Annotated in this window: 24 protein-coding genes; 23 read left to right on the top strand and 1 reads right to left on the bottom strand. The window is 49.0% G+C overall.

Features of this window, described 5'->3' with window-relative positions; genetic code table 11:
- Positions 1–86: 86 nt before the first annotated feature.
- The 6 genes from G604_RS0104670 to G604_RS0104625 all read left to right on the top strand — a co-directional run bounded on the left by G604_RS0104670 (position 87) and on the right by G604_RS0104625 (position 9002).
- On the top strand, positions 87–1673 hold the full coding sequence (locus G604_RS0104670) for an ATP-binding protein (RefSeq protein WP_028909543.1): 1587 nt from the start codon (positions 87–89) through the stop codon (positions 1671–1673).
- 980 nt (positions 1674–2653) lie between these two features.
- Positions 2654–3709, top strand: coding sequence for an acyltransferase family protein (locus tag G604_RS0104655; protein ID WP_028909541.1), 1056 nt, complete (start codon positions 2654–2656; stop codon positions 3707–3709).
- 477 nt (positions 3710–4186) lie between these two features.
- Positions 4187–4438, top strand: coding sequence for a hypothetical protein (locus tag G604_RS0104645; protein ID WP_028909540.1), 252 nt, complete (start codon positions 4187–4189; stop codon positions 4436–4438).
- Positions 4428–4787, top strand: a complete 360-nt coding sequence (locus G604_RS0104640) for a type II toxin-antitoxin system RelE family toxin (protein WP_028909539.1) — start codon at positions 4428–4430, stop codon at positions 4785–4787. Before G604_RS0104645 ends, G604_RS0104640 begins: the two co-directional genes overlap by 11 nt.
- A 1449-nt stretch (positions 4788–6236) precedes the next feature.
- Positions 6237–8552: a DUF3987 domain-containing protein gene (locus tag G604_RS13555; RefSeq protein WP_231376041.1), complete on the top strand. Its 2316-nt coding sequence runs from the start codon at positions 6237–6239 to the stop codon at positions 8550–8552.
- 111 nt (positions 8553–8663) lie between these two features.
- Positions 8664–9002, top strand: a complete 339-nt coding sequence (locus G604_RS0104625; protein WP_028909538.1) for a DUF3467 domain-containing protein — start codon at positions 8664–8666, stop codon at positions 9000–9002.
- Between the two features lie 146 nt (positions 9003–9148).
- On the opposite strand, the gene G604_RS0104620 is transcribed toward G604_RS0104625, so the two are convergent.
- Entirely contained in the window at positions 9149–9460 is a 312-nt protein-coding gene (locus G604_RS0104620) for an MGMT family protein (RefSeq protein WP_028909537.1), read from the bottom strand.
- 245 nt (positions 9461–9705) lie between these two features.
- Here G604_RS0104620 and rpsL point away from each other — a divergent pair, with 245 nt between their 5' ends.
- From rpsL to rplE, 17 genes are all read left to right on the top strand, one after another.
- Complete coding sequence (gene rpsL / locus G604_RS0104615; RefSeq protein WP_028909536.1) at positions 9706–10083, top strand: 30S ribosomal protein S12; 378 nt, start codon at positions 9706–9708, stop codon at positions 10081–10083.
- Positions 10084–10294: 211 nt separating this feature from the next.
- A complete protein-coding gene (gene rpsG / locus G604_RS0104610; protein WP_028909535.1) occupies positions 10295–10771 on the top strand; it encodes a 30S ribosomal protein S7 in 477 nt (158 codons plus the stop codon).
- Positions 10772–10796: 25 nt separating this feature from the next.
- Positions 10797–12911, top strand: a complete 2115-nt coding sequence (gene fusA / locus G604_RS0104605; protein ID WP_028909534.1) for an elongation factor G — start codon at positions 10797–10799, stop codon at positions 12909–12911.
- A 112-nt stretch (positions 12912–13023) separates the two neighbouring features.
- Positions 13024–13329, top strand: coding sequence for a 30S ribosomal protein S10 (gene rpsJ / locus G604_RS0104600; protein WP_028909533.1), 306 nt, complete (start codon positions 13024–13026; stop codon positions 13327–13329).
- A gap of 55 nt (positions 13330–13384) precedes the next feature.
- Positions 13385–13999, top strand: a complete 615-nt coding sequence (gene rplC, locus G604_RS0104595) for a 50S ribosomal protein L3 (protein WP_028909532.1) — start codon at positions 13385–13387, stop codon at positions 13997–13999.
- Positions 13999–14628, top strand: a complete 630-nt coding sequence (gene rplD, locus G604_RS0104590) for a 50S ribosomal protein L4 (protein WP_028909531.1) — start codon at positions 13999–14001, stop codon at positions 14626–14628. Before rplC ends, rplD begins: the two co-directional genes overlap by 1 nt.
- 15 nt (positions 14629–14643) lie before the next feature.
- On the top strand, positions 14644–14937 hold the full coding sequence (gene rplW, locus G604_RS0104585; RefSeq protein ID WP_028909530.1) for a 50S ribosomal protein L23: 294 nt from the start codon (positions 14644–14646) through the stop codon (positions 14935–14937).
- Between the two features lie 7 nt (positions 14938–14944).
- Complete coding sequence (rplB, locus tag G604_RS0104580) at positions 14945–15772, top strand: 50S ribosomal protein L2 (RefSeq protein ID WP_028909529.1); 828 nt, start codon at positions 14945–14947, stop codon at positions 15770–15772.
- Between the two features lie 10 nt (positions 15773–15782).
- Positions 15783–16052, top strand: coding sequence for a 30S ribosomal protein S19 (gene rpsS / locus G604_RS0104575; protein WP_028909528.1), 270 nt, complete (start codon positions 15783–15785; stop codon positions 16050–16052).
- A 33-nt stretch (positions 16053–16085) separates the two neighbouring features.
- Positions 16086–16490 (top strand): 50S ribosomal protein L22, encoded by a 405-nt coding sequence (gene rplV / locus G604_RS0104570; RefSeq protein WP_028909527.1) that lies wholly within the window; start codon positions 16086–16088, stop codon positions 16488–16490.
- Between the two features lie 8 nt (positions 16491–16498).
- Entirely contained in the window at positions 16499–17224 is a 726-nt protein-coding gene (gene rpsC / locus G604_RS0104565; protein ID WP_028909526.1) for a 30S ribosomal protein S3, read from the top strand.
- A gap of 16 nt (positions 17225–17240) precedes the next feature.
- The gene (gene rplP / locus G604_RS0104560) at positions 17241–17669 is read left to right on the top strand and encodes a 50S ribosomal protein L16 (RefSeq protein ID WP_028909525.1); all 429 of its coding nucleotides are present in this window, start codon (positions 17241–17243) and stop codon (positions 17667–17669) included.
- A gap of 3 nt (positions 17670–17672) precedes the next feature.
- Complete coding sequence (gene rpmC / locus G604_RS0104555) at positions 17673–17867, top strand: 50S ribosomal protein L29 (RefSeq protein ID WP_028909524.1); 195 nt, start codon at positions 17673–17675, stop codon at positions 17865–17867.
- A 2-nt stretch (positions 17868–17869) separates the two neighbouring features.
- Positions 17870–18136 carry a 30S ribosomal protein S17 gene (gene rpsQ, locus G604_RS0104550; protein ID WP_081657651.1) on the top strand — a complete coding sequence of 89 codons (267 nt, stop codon included), beginning with the start codon at positions 17870–17872 and terminating at the stop codon, positions 18134–18136.
- 3 nt (positions 18137–18139) lie between these two features.
- On the top strand, positions 18140–18505 hold the full coding sequence (rplN, locus tag G604_RS0104545) for a 50S ribosomal protein L14 (protein ID WP_028909522.1): 366 nt from the start codon (positions 18140–18142) through the stop codon (positions 18503–18505).
- Between the two features lie 20 nt (positions 18506–18525).
- Positions 18526–18843: a 50S ribosomal protein L24 gene (gene rplX, locus G604_RS0104540; protein ID WP_028909521.1), complete on the top strand. Its 318-nt coding sequence runs from the start codon at positions 18526–18528 to the stop codon at positions 18841–18843.
- Positions 18843–19397 (top strand): 50S ribosomal protein L5, encoded by a 555-nt coding sequence (gene rplE / locus G604_RS0104535; protein WP_028909520.1) that lies wholly within the window; start codon positions 18843–18845, stop codon positions 19395–19397. The genes rplX and rplE overlap by 1 nt, the downstream gene beginning before the upstream one ends.
- Positions 19398–19401 lie beyond the last annotated feature (4 nt).

Genomic DNA, 19401 nt, shown 5'->3' with positions numbered 1-19401 from the left:
GATCCAGATGATCTGTTGCTCTGTTTTTTTTGTATATTCCAAAATAAAACCGTATATTTGCAACACGAATTATTGAATAAACGACTATGGAACAGCAAGTAAGGAGATATCCCGTTGGCATACAGACTTTTTCGCGGATCATCCGGGAGGGATATGTTTATGTGGACAAGACAGACCTTGTCTGGCAACTGGCCCATTTCACTACATTTGTCTTTCTGAGCCGTCCCCGTCGTTTTGGCAAGTCATTGCTCACCTCTACCCTTGATGCTTATTGGAGAGGGGAGAAGGATCTTTTTCAGGGATTAAAGATGATGGACCTTGAGACAACTTGGGCACAGTATCCCGTGATTCATCTCGATCTCAGCATCGTCAAGGGGAAGACGGATGCTGACGATCTCCAAAGGGGATTACTATGGCTGTTGACCAATATGGACGGTTACGAGCCCGAGGAGTTGCAGGAGACTCCGGGAGAAATCCTTAACGGCATGATCAACCGGCTTTATAAGCGGACAGGGAAACAGGTCGTCGTCATTATCGATGAGTATGATGCCCCGCTCCTCGATGTCCTCCACAAACCGGAGGCGCTGGACGGAATGCGTGCCGTCATGCAGGAGTTCTATCTGCCGTTGAAATTCAATGAGCCGCTGATCAAGTTCTGTTTCATTACGGGTATCACCAAGTTCTCCCAACTGAGTATCTTCTCTACGCTCAACAATCTGACGAATGTCACCCTCGATCCGCGCTTCTCAGCGATCTGTGGCATCACGGAGGAGGAGTTGGCTTCCACGTTGAAGCAGGATGTTGAGTCGCTTGCCGGTGTGTATGGCATTACTCCGGATGAGATGCATCGGCGTTTGAAAACGCGTTATGATGGCTATCATTTCTCGGAGAACTCCCCCGAGGTGTATAACCCTTTCAGTCTGCTGAAAGCTTTTCTTCGCCGGAAGGTCGCCAACTACTGGTTTGAGAGTGGCACACCGACGTTTCTTATCCGTCAACTTCAGCATTTCCATACCGATATTACGGCTCTGGACCGTTTGGAAGTCCCCGCTTCGTCTTTTGACCAGCCGACGGAGAATATGCATGATGCCCTTCCGCTACTATATCAAACGGGTTATTTGACGATCAAGGATTATGACCCCGAGGGTGAGCTCTATACCCTCTCCATCCCTAACCAGGAAGTTCGTATCGGCTATACGGAGGGACTGCTGCCGGCATTCACGGGTTTGAACAGTGGGGATGTACAGGCAGGGTTCGCCCTGAGGTTTTGGCGGGCTTTAAAAGAGGGTGATATTGATTTGGCATTGCGTCACATGCAGGCTTACCTGGCTGGACTGCCCTATGTGGAGGGCTTCAAAAAGAAGCTGCAAGAGGCGGCCACGGCAGAGGGGTTCTACGAGTATACATTTTATCTCATCTTCTCTATGCTTAACGTCTATGTCCGCACGCAGGTGAAGGTCGCTCAAGGTCGAGCGGATGTGGTTGTTTTCATGTCTGATGCCATTTATGTCTTTGAATTAAAGGTTGTCGGTAGTGCCGAGATGGCTCTCTCGCAGATCAACGCCCGTGGCTATGCCGATCCTTACCGGACCGATGGCCGTCGGGTGGTGAAGGTCGGGGTGAAGATCAACAAGGAAACACGGACGATAGAGGATTGGGCGGTGGAGGCTTGATTTGGATCCACTGTTGGAATTGTAGGTGGCCGCCATGTTGCGGCCACGCACCCGCATTATTCGGAACAAATGTAATTATACCCCATCTTCCTTGCGTGGCCGCAACATGGCGGCCACCTGCAATTGGATCTGTGAATAATTCAGGTTTGGGCTCCATCAATCATCATCAATATTTCATCAATATCATCAGCGCAGAAAAGATATTCATCTATGGATGCCAAGGCATCACATCAATATTCATCAATATTCCCCATCCGTCTGATGTGTTCATCCGCTTCATGTCTTCGTTTCTGTTTCTCGTCTCCATTAATGGTCATTAATGGTTCATTAATGGAGATTAATTTTATGTTGTAATTGCGGTAAACCATTAATAATCAATCGAGAAGCCCATTACGGGCCTCCCGAAGAAATATTCTGGTCTCTTGCAGTGTGAGGGTCCTTGTGGCCGCCGCCATCCCTCCGTAGGGTGCGGCCCTTGTGGCCGTCCGCCGAGCAACGGTCGGATATATAGAGTTACATTATCAGGTTTTTATATATCCTCTTATAAAAAATGATATACAAATTTTCAAATTCGCCATAATTTTCGTAATTTTTCATCGTCTCCTCATGAGGATTTGCTTCGGTACTTCCTCTGTAATGGAGATACATATATGATAAGGCGTTTACTAACGCTTTGTTCTTGACGCTTCGAAACTTCGCAAATTTCAATCACGGTCAAGAATAGAGTGACGGTAGATGCCCACTAGTGTGTATGCATAGAACCGATGTATGCCCGGATAGGGTATGCACCGACGATATCTACATATCTTGCGTGGGCTTCTGCGTTACTCATTCTTACCGTGATGGGCAATGCGAAGGCCTCGAAGCGTGGGAATGAGCTAATGTCAGTCGCCCACGCTTTTTCGTATGATGTTATACCACAGAGTTAATAGTCCCTGTTGGAGCGGCTGCAGGTTTGAATATTAACTAGTGTTGGAGTAATGGTGAAGAAAGAGAGAGCCGTCTATTTGGATACGATTTGTGGTATCCTCATCATCCACATGATTTATACTTGTCATTTGCCAAGTTTTGCAGCGGGGTTGGATACGGCAAGACAATGGCCGATTTTTATCATTCCGGGTTTGGTCTTGGGCTTTTTTATGAGTTGGTTCTTTTTCAAAAGCGGGATGTTCTACAAAGAAAAGCCTTTCAGAGAAGTGCTTAGAAGTAGTGCAAAGCGCTTACTCGTTCCCTACATTGTATTCACTATTATTGGTGCTATCTGCGAAATTCTATTTAGAATAGGAGACCCTTCATTGTCGACTTTTGGACTTATAACAAGACCATTGTATGAAACTTTGTACGATGAGTCACCATCGTGGAGCTTGGCAAACTGGTTCCTGCTATCTTTGTTTATAGTAAGGATAGCCTTTGCAGCCTTGAAGAAAATGAAGGTTAATACGATAGTGATCTTTACAGTATCATTACTCTTAGCATACGCAGTAAACAAGTTGTATTACGTTATCCAGCCGGCACCCTATGTTATCATGATAGGGGGCAAACATCTATTGTTATACATTCCGTATTATTGGGGAAACATTTTCTATGGCTTGGTCTTTTATAGCTTAGGCCTTTTGCTTAAAGATCTTCAGTTCAACAAATATGCTTTCGTGATAGCTGCTGCATTATACATCATTCATTTCTTTTATAAGAGTGGGATTGATGTTAGGGCAGATGATGTTCACGGGATGTTTCCGGCATATCCTCTTGCCGTTGTATATAGCATTGCTGGTATCATCGTGTTCAACAACATATTCAAGCGATTTATCAACAAGAAAATTCCGTTGCTAACCTATGTTGGTAAGAATTCGATGATCTATTATGTTACGCATTATATCACTCTTTCAGTAATGTTTAATGTTTTTGTAGGTGATGTGTCAAAGAGAACAGACAAGCCCCTGCTTTATATAGAGGGTGCAATCATATTGACGATTGCCTTGTTTATATATGACCGGATCTTTACAAAGACAAAAGCGAAACGGATTATACAAGGTTAGCAATACTACTGATTTGTCAGAAAATAGCCTTGCAACCCCGTATTCCCATTGTTAATCAGCCATCGTGTCCATTTCATACACGCTGGTAATGTCGGCATTTCTCTCGGCGTTCCCGAAATGGGAACGCCGAGGATTCTCCCAGGTACCTGTTTTGAGTACCTGGGGTGTAAGGTCAGTCGGGAAGGCCGTACCCACTACGTGCCGCCGTAAGTTTCGTCTCCATTCATGTTTCATTAATGATCATTCATGGAGACGATTCCGGGATGGGAATATTGATGATAATTGATGTGATGCCTTGGCATCAATGGATGGGTATCGTGGCGGCAATGGATTGATGAAAGGATTGATGATGATTGATGGGGCAAATGGGGGTGGATCATGATGAATCATGTCCCTATGGTAAAAATTGGTTACCATTTTGGTTGCGAAAATGAAAAATAATGCTTATCTTTGCAGCGAAACAAATAGAAAACGACTATGATGATTGTAAGTACAAGAGATTTCAGAACCAATCAGACAAAATATCTGAATATGGCAAAAGCCGGTGTTGACGTGATACTGCGTTCCAGGGCCGGGAGTTTTAAGATTAGTCCTGTAACGGAAGACGACCATCTTGCTAACAAGGCAGAATTTAAGTCTCAACTCCATCATGCTTTGCAGGAGGTTATTGATGCTCGTAAAGGGAATGTGCAACTTCAATCGGCAGAGGATTTGATCAATGAGTTATAAGGTTGTTGTTACTTCTGACTTTAAAAGGGCTGCCAAACGTTTGAATAAGAAATATCCCAGTTTTAAACAAGATTTCAGTGATTTTATTAAATCCTTGGAGGAAAATCCTCTTCAGGGCGCCGAACTTTATCCTGGTATTCGGAAAATAAGGATGCGGGTTAAATCAAAGGGAAAGGGTAGTTCTGGTGGCGCTAGAATCATTACTTATAATGTTTTGGTTAACGAAGAAGAAGGCGAGATTTACCTGATCATGGTTTATGACAAGGAAGATTTTTCTTCTGTTGAAACTAAAATTATTCGTGAGATGATCCATGAAATGGGGTTTGATGGGGGTGATCCGGTTATTTGATGGTAGAGACTTGATAATCAAACGTAAGTGCCAAATCGGCACTCTCGGAGGGATTTGAAAAACAGCCGAGAGTAGGTGGCCGTCCTAATGGGGAAAGATCCTCTTGTAGGTGGCCGCAATAGGACGATACCTACAAAGGAATCTATAAATAGGACGTAACCCATTGATAATCAATGACCGTTCCCAAAACGGGAACGGTCAGGGTAGCGTAATTTATTGATATTCAATGTTGAGTCCCAATTTGGGATTCAACTGAGGAGGCGTAAAGTGTTGATAATGAATGTTGATACCTAAAATGAGTATCAACAGAGATTCGCTTTGTTCTTCCGCTTTTCAGGTTGGTAAACTTTTTGAAATGGCGTAATGCCTCCATCAATCATCATCAATATTTCATCAATATCATCAGCGCCTCAAAAAGATTACTCATCCATGGATGGCAAGCCATCGCGTCAATTGACATCAATTGTGGCAGTTTTGATGTCTCCATTAATGATCATTAATGGAGACGATTCCGGGATGGGAATATTGATGATAATTGACGCGATGCCTTGGCATCAATGGATGGGTATCGTGGTGGCAATGGATTGATGAAATATTGATGATGATTGAAGGGGCGGCCCTTTCACTGAAAAATATCGGATGTGTGTTGTTAATCCATTGAAAAGCAGTTCTCTTTCCCAAATTGGGAAGATGGTGGTATCAATCATTCCTGGTCGTTCCCGTTTTGAGAACGACCAGCCCATCCCATGTGTGGTTAGGACGGCCACAAGGCTGCGCCCTACGAGCGGCAGAGCGTATCCATTTTGGATACTATAATTGATTTTCAGCGGCTTATCAATCTATGTGAGATAATTTTCTGTGCTTCGGAGATAAAAAATTATCTTTGTTGTTTATCCGGTTGAAATGTGATCGATAGGCTTCCGTCGCAAGTCGCAAATCGCAATTTCAACCATTCCGTTGTGCTGTGGGGGGATGCGGAACATGATGAATCAAAAACCAGTGTTATGGCGGAATATGATGAATCATGTCCCTACAAGATTATGATAAATAGATTATATATTATATTATATTATATTATTAATAATATAATATATCCCTATAGGATGGGGGAGTGATAACATTGAAATTGCGATTTGCGATTTGCGACTTGCGACGGATGATGTCGATTGACGGCATATTAGGGGGTGATTTAAGCTTCTGTAATACAGTTGCTTATAAAGATATTAAGATTCTTTAACTAAAATACGTGCGTAAAATGAGGAGTTATGGAGTGCCAAGATTTGGAAGCTATGGAATAATTTACTAACTTTGCGGTCGAATTCATCGAAAATTCTATTCGGAACCTTTTGCCAAAAGAATAGAAAAGCAGATCGAAATCAAAATCGGAATTACAATCGGGAATACAGTCGGATAACGATCGTAATTATCAACACTAAATTCTTTTAGCTTATGCATTTAATAGCATTCAATCCCCAGCGGTCCGGTAACATGGGCCGCATCTCAACCCTCACGCTCGCAGACTATGACCGACTGATCCGCGAGAACTGGCTTCGAGAACTGGTCTCGGAGATCCGACAGGGCAACAAACTCCTGAAGAAGCAGTTGCCCTTCCGTTCACCTCATTACTACGCCTTCAAGGATGGCCGCCGCTGCCAGTCGGCCATTTTGACCGAGTCGTTCCTCTTTCAGACCTGTGTGGACATTGATGATGCCGGCAAAGTCCCCGCAGCCATTGACCGGGCGCGGGAACTCAATGAGCAGCCGGGTAAATGGCGCGACAAACTCCTCCACATGGAGTATAGCGCCTCGAAGAAACTGCACATCGACCTCCGCCTTCCCTTGGGAATGAACATCGAACAGACCCAGAAAGAGTACAGCGAGCTCATGGGCATTGACTATGACCACAGCTGTATCACTCCCGAGCGCATCATCTTCATCACGCCGATAGAGGACGAGATTTATCGTTCCGAGCATTGGTACGAAAAGATGAGTGACGATGATCTTCAGATGTACCGCGATGCTTTCCCCTCATCAGAACAGCATCCCGTCTTTTCCTTTGCTCCTGCAGCAGCTAAGGTTGCAGACAAGGCTCCTGCAGAGGTGTCGGAGAAGGCTGCGGTAACCGAAAAGGTTCCGGAGCAATATCCGGACCGTTGTATGCGCAAGGATCTCCTGATCTTCGATCTTTGTCGCCAGGAAGCCGGGTTGGAGCATGTGGATATCAATGCCATTGGTTCCCGACATACCTGTCTGCAGTCCATCATGAGTGTCGGTGCCGCCCGTCTGATGTCGTGTCAGGAGTTGGAGGCTGTCGTGGCCAAGAAGATGCCGGAGTATTACGCTCAGGATGATGATTGCCGGAGATTGATCAAGGACTTCTACAATCGTTATCACGACGAGAGTAAGTTGATGTCAACGGCTTGTCAGCGCATGCTGGCCCTTGCGGAACAGAAAGTCAGTGACAATGGTCAACTCTCAGAAAGTCAGCAAACTGCGTCGAAACCGGCGAAGAAGGCCTGGGAGAAAATCAATGCCCGCCGACTGCCGATGGGGTTGAAGGAAAGTCTGGTGGGTGTCCCTGAGAACATGTATATGCCCGTCCTTTGCAGCGTCCTCACGATCGCGGGGGCCCTTGCCGACCAGGTCGAGGTGAAATATTGCAATGGCAACTACCAGCGCCTGGGACTGATGTCGATCATCGTCGGTGAACAGGCCAGTGGCAAGAGCGTCTGTAAGGAAGTCATTGATGTCTGGAAGAAACCGCTCGAGGACGAGGATGCCGCCAACCGCAAGATTGAGGAAGACTGGCGGCATAAGAAATACGGTAGAAAAGCCAGTGAGCGTGCCCCTGAGGATCCCAAGACCATCATCCGCATCGTTCCCCCGACCGTCAGTAACTCTACTCTCCTGAGGCGTCTGAAGAACTCACAGGGACATTGCCTCTATTCTTTTGGTGAGGAGCTCGACACGTTGCGCAAGAGCAATGGCGCCGGCAGCTGGTCCAACAAATACGATATCTATCGTGTGGCCTTCGACAATGGCGAGTGGGGCCAGGACTATAATGGTGAGATGGCGGAGAGCGGTGTCGTCAAAGTGGCGTACAACTGGACGATGCTCGGAACCTATGGGGCCTTGCGGAAATGTTTCAGGATAGATAATGTGGAGAACGGCCTCTCATCCCGAATGATCATCGCTGAGATGCCCAACAATGATTTTGCCAAGATGCCGGTCTATGGCCATCGGAGCGAGGCCGACAACAAGAATATCCTCACTGCCGTGGCCAAGCTGAGGGCTCAGTCGGGCTACCTCGATACGCCTCGCCTACGGAAGGCCATCGCTAAATGGGTGGAAGGGAAGCGCATCCAGGCCATGAAGAATGATGACAAGGTGATGGATGTCTATCGTAAGCGTTCCGCCGTCATCGGATTCCGCGCCGGATGTATTTACCGCCTGCTCAACGATAAGGAGGACAAGAAGTGCATCGATTTCGCCTTGATGATGGCCGAGTATGTGCTGTATGAGCAGATGAGAATCTTTGGTAACCTCCTTCAGCAGAGTTGGGATGATTTCACGCCGACTACCGGAATCTACAAGTCGGCCAACAACCGTCTCTTCGACCAGTTGCCGATGACTTTCACCTTGGACGATGTGATGAGGCTGAAAGGAGAGGGATGCAAGGAGCACAGCGTCCGTACCGTCATCAGCCGATGGAAGCGCAACAAACTCATTAACCCTGATGGGAAAGATTCCTGGGTGAAAATCTAACGGATATACATCGTAACAGAAAAATAATCCCCCAACTGCTTGGTCAGTTGGGGGGATTTTATTACCTTTGCAAGAGTTAAACTAAAAAGAAACAATTAAAAACAAGCTAAAATGGCAGACAACAACAACAATCAGCCGGAGAACCAGCTCCAGATTGAGCTCTCTCCCGAAGTAGCCAAGGGCGTTTACGCTAACCTGGCCATCATCACACACTCCTCCAGTGACTTCATCCTCGACTTCTGCACCGTTCTTCCGGGCATGCCGAAGTCTCCCGTCTCCAGCCGTATCGTCATGGCTCCCGAGCACGCTAAGCGCCTGCTCCAGGCTCTCCAGGGCAACGTCATGAAGTATGAGCAGGAGTTTGGCAAGATCAAGCTCCCCGAGGAGGCTCAGCAGGGTCCCCGTACCATCGCTCCCTTCGGCACGGGCGTCAACAATAAGGAAAACTAATCCCGCAGGGACATGATTGATCATGTTCCGCCCAAGATAAGACAGAGTAACAGATGAAAACAAAATCATTTGTTACTCTGTTTTTTTATGTCTGTAGGTGGCCGCCATGTTGCGGCCACGCATCCGTATTGGCGGACCATGATAAATCATGTCCCTACGATGTCCCACAGGTATTTCTTCATGTCCACGCAGCCATTGGCCTTGAACCGCACGCCCTCAGCCTCAAGGAGCGCCCGCTGTTCGGGAAAGGTAGGGGAGGGACGGCCGTTGGCGGCAAGGACGCGGTGACAGGGTATTTCGGCGGAGGAGGCTCCCTTCATGATCCGCCCAACGAGCCGGGCATGATTCGGCCAACCGGCCAAGCGGGCAATCTGTCCGTAGGTCAGCACACGGCCCGTCGGAATGGCGCGGACAATCTCATATACATCTTTAATAAGGAGTTCTTGAGTCGGTCTCATAGCAATCTCGGAACATGATGAATCATGTCCCTACAACGTTGCCTGATGGACGCTTATTGCCATCAATGGAATTTAAAACGTTAATAAAATATAAATCTTTCTTTTCGACTGAAAATTGTCACGGCAACAGAAAGATATTCCAAAAAAAGTCCGTACCTTTGCACCCCGAAACGGGCATGCTATACCCGTTTGCATAAACTGTTGATAATAAATAAAATAAATATATAAATTAAAAAAATCAAATCATGCCTACTATTTCACAGTTAGTAAGAAAAGGCAGAAAGGTGATTGTAGACAAGAGTAAGTCACCGGCTCTGGACAACTGTCCGCAGCGTCGTGGTGTCTGCGTCCGTGTCTATACAACCACTCCGAAGAAGCCTAACTCCGCCATGCGTAAGGTGGCTCGTGTGCGTCTGACGAACCAGAAGGAGGTCAACTCCTACATCCCCGGTGAGGGTCACAACCTTCAGGAGCACAGCATCGTCCTCGTCCGTGGCGGTCGTGTGAAGGACCTTCCTGGTGTACGTTATCACATCGTTCGTGGTACCCTTGATACCGCCGGTGTTGCCAACCGTACCCAGCGCCGTTCCAAATACGGAGCTAAGCGTCCTAAGAAGAAGTAATCCGAAACAGGACATTCATGCCGAGGGCTCACAGGCGGAGATGCCTGAGAGCCTGAGGCTTCACCCCCTCCCCTAAACAAGGAATTTTATTTTTAAAACAACAGTTTTGCTGGAGTAAGACTAATCAGGTTGAGTAAATGCCCGGGTGCGGGCGTTGAAGACAAATAATGAAAAAGTACAACCTCCGCAGAATGATATTTTTAAATAAACAATGAGAAAAGCAAAACCCAAGAAGCGCGTGATCATTCCGGATCCCGTCTTCAATGACCAGATGGTCGCCAAGTTCGTTAATCACTTGATGTATGATGGTAAGAAGAATACTTCCTACCGTATTTTCTATTCCGCTTTGGATACTGTCAAGGCTAAGGCTCAGAACGAGGAGAAGAGTCCTCTGGAGATCTGGAAGCAGGCCCTCGACAACATCACTCCTCAGGTAGAGGTTAAGAGCCGCCGTATCGGTGGTGCTACCTTCCAGGTACCTACGGAGATCCGTGCTGACCGCAAGATGAGTATCGCTATGAAAAACCTCATCGCCTTCGCACGCAAGCGTAGCGGTAAGTCCATGGCTGAGAAGCTCGCCGCAGAGATCCTCGATGCCTTCAACAACCAGGGTGGTGCCTTCAAGCGTAAGGAGGATATGCACCGTATGGCTGAGGCTAACCGTGCTTTCGCTCACTTCAGATTCTAATCAATATTTTCAGGATTAAAAAACAATGGCTAATCGCGATTTACATTTGACTCGTAATATCGGTATCATGGCCCACATCGATGCCGGTAAGACAACAACGTCTGAGCGTATCCTGTACTACACAGGTAAGACGCACAAGATCGGTGAGGTTCATGATGGTGCCGCTACCATGGACTGGATGGCTCAGGAGCAGGAGCGTGGTATCACCATCACCTCTGCTGCTACCACCTGTAACTGGGAGTACGCTGGCAAGAAGTACAAGATCAACCTGATCGATACTCCGGGACACGTCGACTTCACCGCTGAGGTTGAGCGTTCCCTCCGCGTCCTCGATGGCGCTATCGCTACCTATTCCGCTGCCGACGGTGTTCAGCCGCAGAGCGAGACGGTATGGCGTCAGGCTGACAAGTACAACGTTCCCCGTATCGGTTATGTCAACAAGATGGACCGTTCCGGCGCTGACTTCTTCGAGACTGTTCAGCAGATGAAGGACATCCTGGGCGCTAACCCGATCCCCGTACAGATTCCTATCGGCGCTGAGGAGAACTTCAAGGGTGTCGTAGACCTCATCAAGATGAAGGCTATCCTGTGGCACGATGAGACGATGGGCGCTGAGTATGAGGTTGACGATATCCCCGCTGATCTCGTTGACGAGGCAAACGAATGGCGTGACAAGATGCTCGAGGGCGCTGCCAACTACGATGATGAGCTCATGGAGCTCTACCTCGATGGCAAGGACATCCCCGAGGATATGATTATCCGCGCACTGCGCAAGGGCTGTGTCTCCATGGAGTGCTGCCCGATGACCCTCGGTTCTTCTTATAAGAACAAGGGTGTACAGCCGCTGCTCGACTATACCTGTGCTTTCCTGCCCTCTCCGCTTGATACCCCGAACATCAAGGGTACGAACCCCGAGACCGGTGAGGAAGAGGACCGCAAGCCGGACGAGAACGAGCCGACAGCCGCTCTGGCCTTCAAGATCGCTACCGATCCGTTCATGGGCCGTTTGGTATTCTTCCGCGTTTACTCCGGTAAGGTTGCCGCTGGTTCTTATGTCTACAACCCCCGTTCCGGTAAGAAGGAGCGTATCAGCCGTCTGTTCCAGATGAACTCCAACAAGGAGATTCCTATGGAGACCATCGACGCCGGTGATATCGGCGCAGGTGTCGGCTTCAAGGATATCCGTACCGGTGATACTCTCTGTGATGAGGATCACCCCATTGTACTCGAGTCCATGACCTTCCCTGATCCTGTGATCTCTGTTGCCGTTGAGCCGAAGAGCCAGGCTGACGTTGCCAAGATGGACAACGGTCTCGCTAAGCTCGCTGAGGAGGATCCTACGTTCACCGTTCGTACCGACGAGCAGAGTGGCCAGACCATTATCTCCGGTATGGGTGAGCTTCACCTCGACATCATCATCGACCGTCTGAAGCGTGAGTTCAAGGTTGAGTGTAACGAGGGTAAGCCTCAGGTGAACTACAAGGAGGCTATCACCAAGAGCGCTCAGAGCCGTGAGACCTATAAGAAGCAGTCTGGTGGTCGTGGTAAGTTCGCTTGCATCGACGTCACCATCGCTCCTAAGGATGAGGACTACGAGGAGGGCGACCTGCAGTTCATCAATAATGTCAAGGGTGGTAACGTGCCTAAGGAGTTCATTCCTTCCGTAGAGAAGGGATTCAAGGACTGCCTCTCCAGTGGTGTCCTCGGCGGATTCCCGATGACCGGCCTGAAGGTTACCCTCAACGATGGTAGCTTCCACCCCGTCGACTCCGATCAGCTCTCCTTCGAGCTCGTCGCTCACCAGGCTTTCAAGGTGCTCTGCCCGAAGGCAGGCCCCGTGCTCATGGAGCCGATCATGAAGGTCGAGGTCGTTACGCCGGAAGAGAACATGGGTGATGTCATCGGCGACTTGAACAAGCGTCGTGGCTTGGTCCAGGGTATGGACGAGGCTCGCAGTGGCGCCCGTATCGTCAAGGCTATGGTTCCGCTGGCAGAGATGTTCGGTTATGTCACCGCTCTGCGTACCATCACCTCCGGTCGTGCTACCTCTTCTATGGAGTATGATCACCACGCTCCTGTCTCCACCAGCATCGCCAAGGCTGTGCTCGAGGAGGTTCACGGACACGCTGAGCTGCTGTAATACTGCACCAACGCAAAAATAAATATGGTCCGGGGCGCTGCCCTTAGCAAATGACTCTTAAGGGTCGGCGTCACCGGTACCACTTTCAATAATCAATAATCAAAACAAAACAATGAGTCAGAAAATCAGAATTAAGCTGAAGTCTTACGACCACCAGTTGGTTGATAAGTCAGCCGAGAAGATTGTGAAGGCTGTCAAGGCTACAGGCGCTATCGTCAGCGGTCCTATTCCATTGCCTACTCACAAGCGTATCTACACCGTCAACCGCTCTACCTTCGTCAACAAGAAGGCTCGTGAGCAGTTCCAGTTGAGCGACTACAAGCGTCTCATCGACATCTACTCCTCTACCGCAAAGACCGTGGATGCCCTCATGAAGCTCGAGCTCCCCTCTGGTGTGGAAGTAGAGATCAAGGTCTAATCAGACATTCAGCTGAAAATTCAAAAAGTTTTATCTATCAAACATTTTATTTGAAATGCCAGGATTATTAGGAAAGAAAATCGGAATGACATCCGTTTTCAGTGCCGACGGTAAGAATATTCCGTGCACTGTTATCGAAGCTGGTCCTTGTGTTGTAACGCAGGTCAAGACTGTTGAGACCGACGGTTACAAAGCCTATCAGTTGGCTTTCGGCGAGGCTAAGGAGAGCAGAACCTCCAAGCCTATGCAGGGAGTCTTCAAGAAGGCAGGCACAACACCGAAGAAGCACTTGGCCGAGTTCAAGTTTGACGAGGAGTATAACCTCGGTGACACGATTACAGTAGACATCTTCAACGACACAAAGTATGTTGATATCGTCGGTACCTCCAAGGGCCACGGTTTCCAGGGTGTCGTGAAGCGTCACGGTTTCGGTGGTGTCGGCCAGAGCACTCACGGTCAGGACGACCGCGCTCGTAAGCCGGGATCTATCGGTGCTTGTTCTTACCCCGCTATTGTCTTCAAGGGCATGCGCATGGGTGGCCAGATGGGTGGTGACCGGGTGACAACCCAGAACCTCCAGGTATTAAAGGTTATCCCCGAGCAGAACCTCCTCGTTGTGAAGGGCTCTGTCGCAGGATGCAAAGGTTCAACTGTAATCATAGAAAAGTAATGGAAGTAAGTGTTTTAAATATCAACGGTCAGGACACCGGCAAGAAGGTTACCCTGAACGACAGCGTTTTCGGCATTGAGCCTAACGAGCACGTACTTTGGCTTTCTGTCAAGGCTTACCTCGCCGCACAGCGTCAGGGCACAGCCAAGTCTAAGGAGAGAAGTGAGCACGCCGGTTCTACCCGCAAGCTCATCCGCCAGAAGGGCGGCGGCGGTGCACGTCGTGGTGATATCAACTCTCCGGTCCTCGTCGGTGGTGGTCGCGTCTTCGGTCCGAAGCCCCGCGATTATCAGCAGAAGATCAACAAGAAGACCAACGTCCTCGCCCGCAAGTCTGCCCTCTCTCAGGCAGCCAAGAACGGTGAGATCATTGTCGTCGAAGACTTCGCTTTGGACGCTCCTAAGACAAAAGATTTCGTAAACATTGTTAAAAATCTGAAAGTTGAGGGCCAAAAAGCACTCGTCGTTTTGCCGGAAGCAAATAAAAACGTATATTTGTCCGCTCGAAACCTGCCGAAGGCAGATGTCATCGAGGCTCGCAACATCAATACCTACAAGGTGCTGAATGCTGACAAGCTCGTCATGACGGAGTCTGCTCTGAAGGCTATTGAGGAGCTCTTAACAAAATAATTGGAGATATTAGATATGGCATTTGTTATTAAACCATTGGTAACTGAGAAGTTCACCAAGATCACAGAGAAGTTCCCTAACCGCTTCGCTTTCGTCGTGAAGCCGGAGGCTAATAAGCTCCAGATTAAGAACGAGATCGAGAAGCTCTACAATGTCACTGTAGAGGACGTCAACACGGTCCGCTATGCCGGCAAGCGCTCCTCCCGTTACACCAAGGCAGGTCTCGTGAAGGGACAGAAGAATGCTTATAAGAAAGCAATCGTCACTCTCAAAGAGGGCGACACAATTGATTTTTACAGCAATATTTAAATAAAAAATGGCAGTACGTAAGTTAAACCCGGTTACTCCGGGACAAAGACACAAGGTTATTGGCACGTTCGAGGATATTACTGCATCCGTGCCAGAGAAGTCTCTCGTTTACGGTAAGCGTTCTACCGGTGGTCGAAACAACACCGGTAAGATGACCGTACGCTACAAGGGCGGTGGCCACAAGCGTAAATTTCGTCTCATCGACTTCAAGCGAGAGAAAGATGGTGTGCCTGCTGTCGTAAAGAGCATCGAGTACGATCCGAACCGCAGCGCTCGCATCGCTCTGCTCTACTACGCAGATGGTGAAAAACGTTACATTATTGCTCCTAATGGATTGGAGGTAGGCGCTCAGCTCATGAGTGGTGCAGAGGCTGCACCTGAGGTCGGTAACGCGCTTCCTCTGGCAAACATTCCTGTGGGTACGGTGATTCACAACATTGAGTTGCGTCCCGGTCAGGGTGCTCTGCTCGTCCGTTCGGCTGGTAACTTCGCTCAGTTGACTTCTCGTGAGGGCAGTTATTGTGTGATTAAGCTCCCTTCTGGTGAAACACGCCAGATTCTGAGTGCTTGCAAAGCTACTATCGGTTCCGTCGGTAACTCCGACCACGCTCTCGAACAGTCTGGTAAGGCTGGTCGCAGCCGCTGGCTCGGTCGTCGTCCGCACAACCGTGGTGTCGTTATGAACCCTGTTGATCACCCGATGGGTGGTGGTGAAGGCCGTCAGAGTGGTGGTCATCCGCGCTCTCGTAAGGGTCTCTACGCTAAGGGTCTGAAGACACGCGCACCGAAGAAGCTTTCCAACAAGTACATTATCGAAAGAGCTAACAATAAATAAAGAGTAAGTTATGAGTCGTTCACTTAAGAAAGGTCCTTATATCAACGTATCACTCGAGAAGAAAATTCTCGCTATGAACGAGAGTGGTAAGAAGAATGTCGTCAAGACATGGGCCAGGGCTTGCATGATCTCTCCTGACTTTGTAGGTCACACGATCGCAGTCCACAACGGTAACAAATTCATTCCTGTTTACGTGACAGAGAATATGGTTGGTCATAAGCTCGGTGAGTTCGCGCTTACCCGTCGCTTCGGTGGCCACTCTGGCAACAACAAGAAGTAATCAGGTTCAATCCATTAAAAATAGACAATAATAATGGGAGCAAGAAAACATATTGCAGCTGAACAGCTGAAAGAAGCTCGTAAAAATCTGTTCTTCGCCAAGCTCAAGGGTTGTCCCTCCTCTCCCCGCAAAATGCGTTATGTCGTTGACATGATCCGCGGTATGGAAGTCAACCGTGCACTCGGCGTACTGAAGTTCTCCAACAAGCAGGCTGCCAAGGACGTAGAGAAACTGCTGCGTTCCGCTATTGCCAACTGGGAACAGAAAAACGACCGCAAGGCCGAGGACGGTGAGCTCTACGTGAGCCGCGTCTTCGTTGACCCGGGCGTAACAATGAAACGTATGAGACCGGCACCGCAGGGCCGTGGCTACCGCATTCGCAAGCGCAGCAATCACGTGACCCTCTTTGTTGATGCAAAAAACAATGACGAAAAATAATAGATAGAATGGGACAGAAAGTTAATCCAATTAGCAACCGTTTAGGTATTATCCGTGGTTGGGATTCCAATTGGTTCGGTGGTAAGGACTTCGGTGACAACCTCGTAGAGGACCAGAAAATCCGTAAGTACCTCAACGAGCGCCTGGCTAAGGCCAGTGTTTCTCGCATCGTCATCGAGCGTACGCTGAAACTCATCACTATTACCATCTGCACGGCTCGTCCGGGTATCGTCATTGGTAAAGGTGGACAGGATGTTGACAAGCTCAAGGAAGAGCTGAAGAACATCTTCCACAAGGACATCCAGATCAACATCTTCGAGGTGAAGAAGCCGGACCTCGATGCTACGATCGTTGCCAACAATATCGCTCGCCAGGTAGAGGGCAAGATCGCTTACCGCCGCGCCATCAAGATGGCTATCGCCAACACCATGCGCGCCGGTGCTGAGGGCATCAAGGTACAGGTCACCGGTCGTCTCAACGGTGCAGAAATGGCCCGTAAGGAAATGCTCAAGGAGGGTCGTACTCCCCTGCATACCTTCCGTGCCGATATCGACTACTGCTCTGCTACCGCTATCACGAAGGTGGGTACCATCGGCGTGAAGGTGTGGATCTGCCGCGGTGAGGTTTACGGCAAGCGCGAGCTCGCTCCGAACTTCCAGCAGGAGAAGCAGAACAACGGACGTGGCGATCGTCGCAACGGCCGTCGCGGTGGTAAGAGAAATAATAACCGTTAAAAAGTAGAAAGCTATCATGTTACAGCCAAAAAGAGTAAAATATAGAAGACCGCAGGACGGACGTGGTAATAAGGGTAACGCCCACCGCGGTACGACACTGGCATTCGGTACCTTTGGCATCAAGACCCTTGAGGCCAAATGGCTCGACAGCCGTCAGATTGAGGCCGCTCGTGTAGCCCTGAACCGCTACATGAACCGTGAGGGCCAGGTCTGGATCCGTATCTTCCCTGATAAGCCTATCACCCGCAAGCCTGCCGATGTCCGAATGGGTAAAGGTAAAGGTGATCCCGCAGGATGGGTTGCTCCCGTTACACCGGGACGTATCCTCTTCGAGGTAGAGGGTGTCAGCTTCGACACTGCTAAGGAGGCCCTCCGCCTCGCTGCGCAGAAGCTGCCCGTAAAGACGAAGTTTGTTGTACGTCGTGATTACGATAAAAACGCTTAAACTATGAAGCAGAAAGAAGTAAAGGCGCTTGAGACCAAGGAATTGGCCGAAAAGCTGGAGGCTACAAAGGCTTCCCTTCATCAGATGAAGATCAACCATCAGGTTACTCCTCTGGAGAATCCATCACAGATTAAGAGTACTCGTCGTGACATCGCACGTATGGAGACTGAGCTCCGCCAGAGAGAACTTAACAAATAATAATGGTCCAGATGGAAACAAGAAATTTAAGAAAGGTAAGACAGGGTGTTGTCATCAGCAACAAAATGGATAAAACCATTGTTATTGCCGCTAAGTTCAAGGAGAAGCACCCTATTTACGGTAAGTTTGTCCAGAAGACAAAGAAGTACCACGTCCATGACGAGAACAATGAGGCACAGGTCGGTGATACCGTCCAGATCATGGAGACTCGTCCTCTGTCGAAGACTAAGCGATGGAGATTAGTACAAATCATTGAAAAGGCTAAGTAAAAAATGATACAAGTAGAATCAAGACTGACCGTAGCTGACAACAGCGGTGCCCGTGAGGCCAAGTGCATTCGTGTGCTCGGTGGTACCGGCCGTCGTTATGCCAGCGTGGGCGACGTTATCGTCGTAGCCGTTCAGAATGTCATTCCTTCCAGTGATCTGAAGAAGGGTGCAGTGAGCAAGGCCCTTGTGGTCCGTACGAAGAAGGAGATCCGTCGTGCTGACGGTTCCTATATCCGTTTCGACGACAACGCCTGTGTATTGTTGAACAACGCCGGTGAGCTCCGCGGCAGCCGTATCTTCGGCCCCGTAGCCCGTGAGCTCCGTGCCGTCAACATGAAGGTGGTGTCTCTCGCACCTGAGGTTCTCTAATCAATAAACAGAAAAGTAGAATGGCAAAATTTCATATTAAGAAAGACGACCAGGTCATTGTCCTCGCCGGTGCCGACAAGGGCAAGACTGGTAAGGTGCTGCAGGTGCTCCGTGATAAGGAGCGCGTGCTGGTAGAGGGTATCAACATGGTATCCAAGAGCACCAAGCCTTCGGCTAAGAATCCTCAGGGAGGCATCGTCAAGCAGGAGGCTCCTATTCATATTTCTAACGTAAGTCTGATCGATCCGAAGAGCGGTAAGGCTACGCGCATCAAGATTGAGCGCGAGGGCAAGACCGTGAAGCGTATCGCCAAAAAATCCGGGGAGGAAATCAAGTAATGGATACAGCACAGTTAAAGAAAGAGTATAAGGAGAAGATTGCTCCGGCTCTGCAGAAGCAGTTCAACTATTCTTCCTCTATGCAGATCCCTGTACTGAAGAAGATTGTTATCAACCAGGGTCTCGGCGATGCTACTCAGGACAAGAAGATCATCGACGTCGCTATCAACGAGCTCACCGCTATCACCGGTCAGAAGGCCGTAGCCACTTATTCCAAGAAGGATATCGCCAACTTCAAGCTTCGTAAGAAGATGCCGATTGGCGTGATGGTTACCCTCCGCCGTGAGCGCATGTATGAGTTCCTGGAGCGTCTCGTCCGCGTCGCCCTTCCTCGTATCCGTGACTTCAAGGGTATCGAGAGCAAGCTCGACGGCCGTGGCAACTATACCCTCGGCGTAACGGAGCAGATCATCTTCCCGGAGATCAACATCGACCAGATCGACCGCATCCAGGGTATGAACATCACCTTCGTCACCTCCGCCAAGACGGACGAGGAGGGCTATGCTCTGCTCAAGGCCTTCGGTCTTCCTTTCAAGAACGCTAAAAACGATTAAAGAG

The sequence above is a fragment of the Prevotella sp. AGR2160 genome, from assembly GCF_000424185.1.
GTDB lineage: Bacteria > Bacteroidota > Bacteroidia > Bacteroidales > Bacteroidaceae > Prevotella.
This window is presented reverse-complemented; position numbering and strand designations above follow the sequence as displayed.

Coding starts and splice junctions, on each gene's coding strand:
- rplV (WP_028909527.1), top strand. CDS start 16,086: ATGGGAGCAAGAAAACATATTGCAGCTGAACAGCTGAAAGAAGCTCGT.
- rplW (WP_028909530.1), top strand. CDS start 14,644: ATGGCATTTGTTATTAAACCATTGGTAACTGAGAAGTTCACCAAGATC.
- G604_RS0104645 (WP_028909540.1), top strand. CDS start 4,187: ATGATGATTGTAAGTACAAGAGATTTCAGAACCAATCAGACAAAATAT.
- rpsQ (WP_081657651.1), top strand. CDS start 17,870: ATGGTCCAGATGGAAACAAGAAATTTAAGAAAGGTAAGACAGGGTGTT.
- G604_RS0104625 (WP_028909538.1), top strand. CDS start 8,664: ATGGCAGACAACAACAACAATCAGCCGGAGAACCAGCTCCAGATTGAG.
- rpsC (WP_028909526.1), top strand. CDS start 16,499: ATGGGACAGAAAGTTAATCCAATTAGCAACCGTTTAGGTATTATCCGT.
- rpsG (WP_028909535.1), top strand. CDS start 10,295: ATGAGAAAAGCAAAACCCAAGAAGCGCGTGATCATTCCGGATCCCGTC.
- rplX (WP_028909521.1), top strand. CDS start 18,526: ATGGCAAAATTTCATATTAAGAAAGACGACCAGGTCATTGTCCTCGCC.
- rplD (WP_028909531.1), top strand. CDS start 13,999: ATGGAAGTAAGTGTTTTAAATATCAACGGTCAGGACACCGGCAAGAAG.
- rpsS (WP_028909528.1), top strand. CDS start 15,783: ATGAGTCGTTCACTTAAGAAAGGTCCTTATATCAACGTATCACTCGAG.
- rplN (WP_028909522.1), top strand. CDS start 18,140: ATGATACAAGTAGAATCAAGACTGACCGTAGCTGACAACAGCGGTGCC.
- rpsJ (WP_028909533.1), top strand. CDS start 13,024: ATGAGTCAGAAAATCAGAATTAAGCTGAAGTCTTACGACCACCAGTTG.
- rpmC (WP_028909524.1), top strand. CDS start 17,673: ATGAAGCAGAAAGAAGTAAAGGCGCTTGAGACCAAGGAATTGGCCGAA.
- G604_RS0104655 (WP_028909541.1), top strand. CDS start 2,654: ATGGTGAAGAAAGAGAGAGCCGTCTATTTGGATACGATTTGTGGTATC.
- G604_RS0104670 (WP_028909543.1), top strand. CDS start 87: ATGGAACAGCAAGTAAGGAGATATCCCGTTGGCATACAGACTTTTTCG.
- G604_RS0104640 (WP_028909539.1), top strand. CDS start 4,428: ATGAGTTATAAGGTTGTTGTTACTTCTGACTTTAAAAGGGCTGCCAAA.
- G604_RS0104620 (WP_028909537.1), bottom strand. CDS start 9,460: ATGAGACCGACTCAAGAACTCCTTATTAAAGATGTATATGAGATTGTC.
- rpsL (WP_028909536.1), top strand. CDS start 9,706: ATGCCTACTATTTCACAGTTAGTAAGAAAAGGCAGAAAGGTGATTGTA.
- rplE (WP_028909520.1), top strand. CDS start 18,843: ATGGATACAGCACAGTTAAAGAAAGAGTATAAGGAGAAGATTGCTCCG.
- G604_RS13555 (WP_231376041.1), top strand. CDS start 6,237: ATGCATTTAATAGCATTCAATCCCCAGCGGTCCGGTAACATGGGCCGC.
- rplP (WP_028909525.1), top strand. CDS start 17,241: ATGTTACAGCCAAAAAGAGTAAAATATAGAAGACCGCAGGACGGACGT.
- rplC (WP_028909532.1), top strand. CDS start 13,385: ATGCCAGGATTATTAGGAAAGAAAATCGGAATGACATCCGTTTTCAGT.
- rplB (WP_028909529.1), top strand. CDS start 14,945: ATGGCAGTACGTAAGTTAAACCCGGTTACTCCGGGACAAAGACACAAG.
- fusA (WP_028909534.1), top strand. CDS start 10,797: ATGGCTAATCGCGATTTACATTTGACTCGTAATATCGGTATCATGGCC.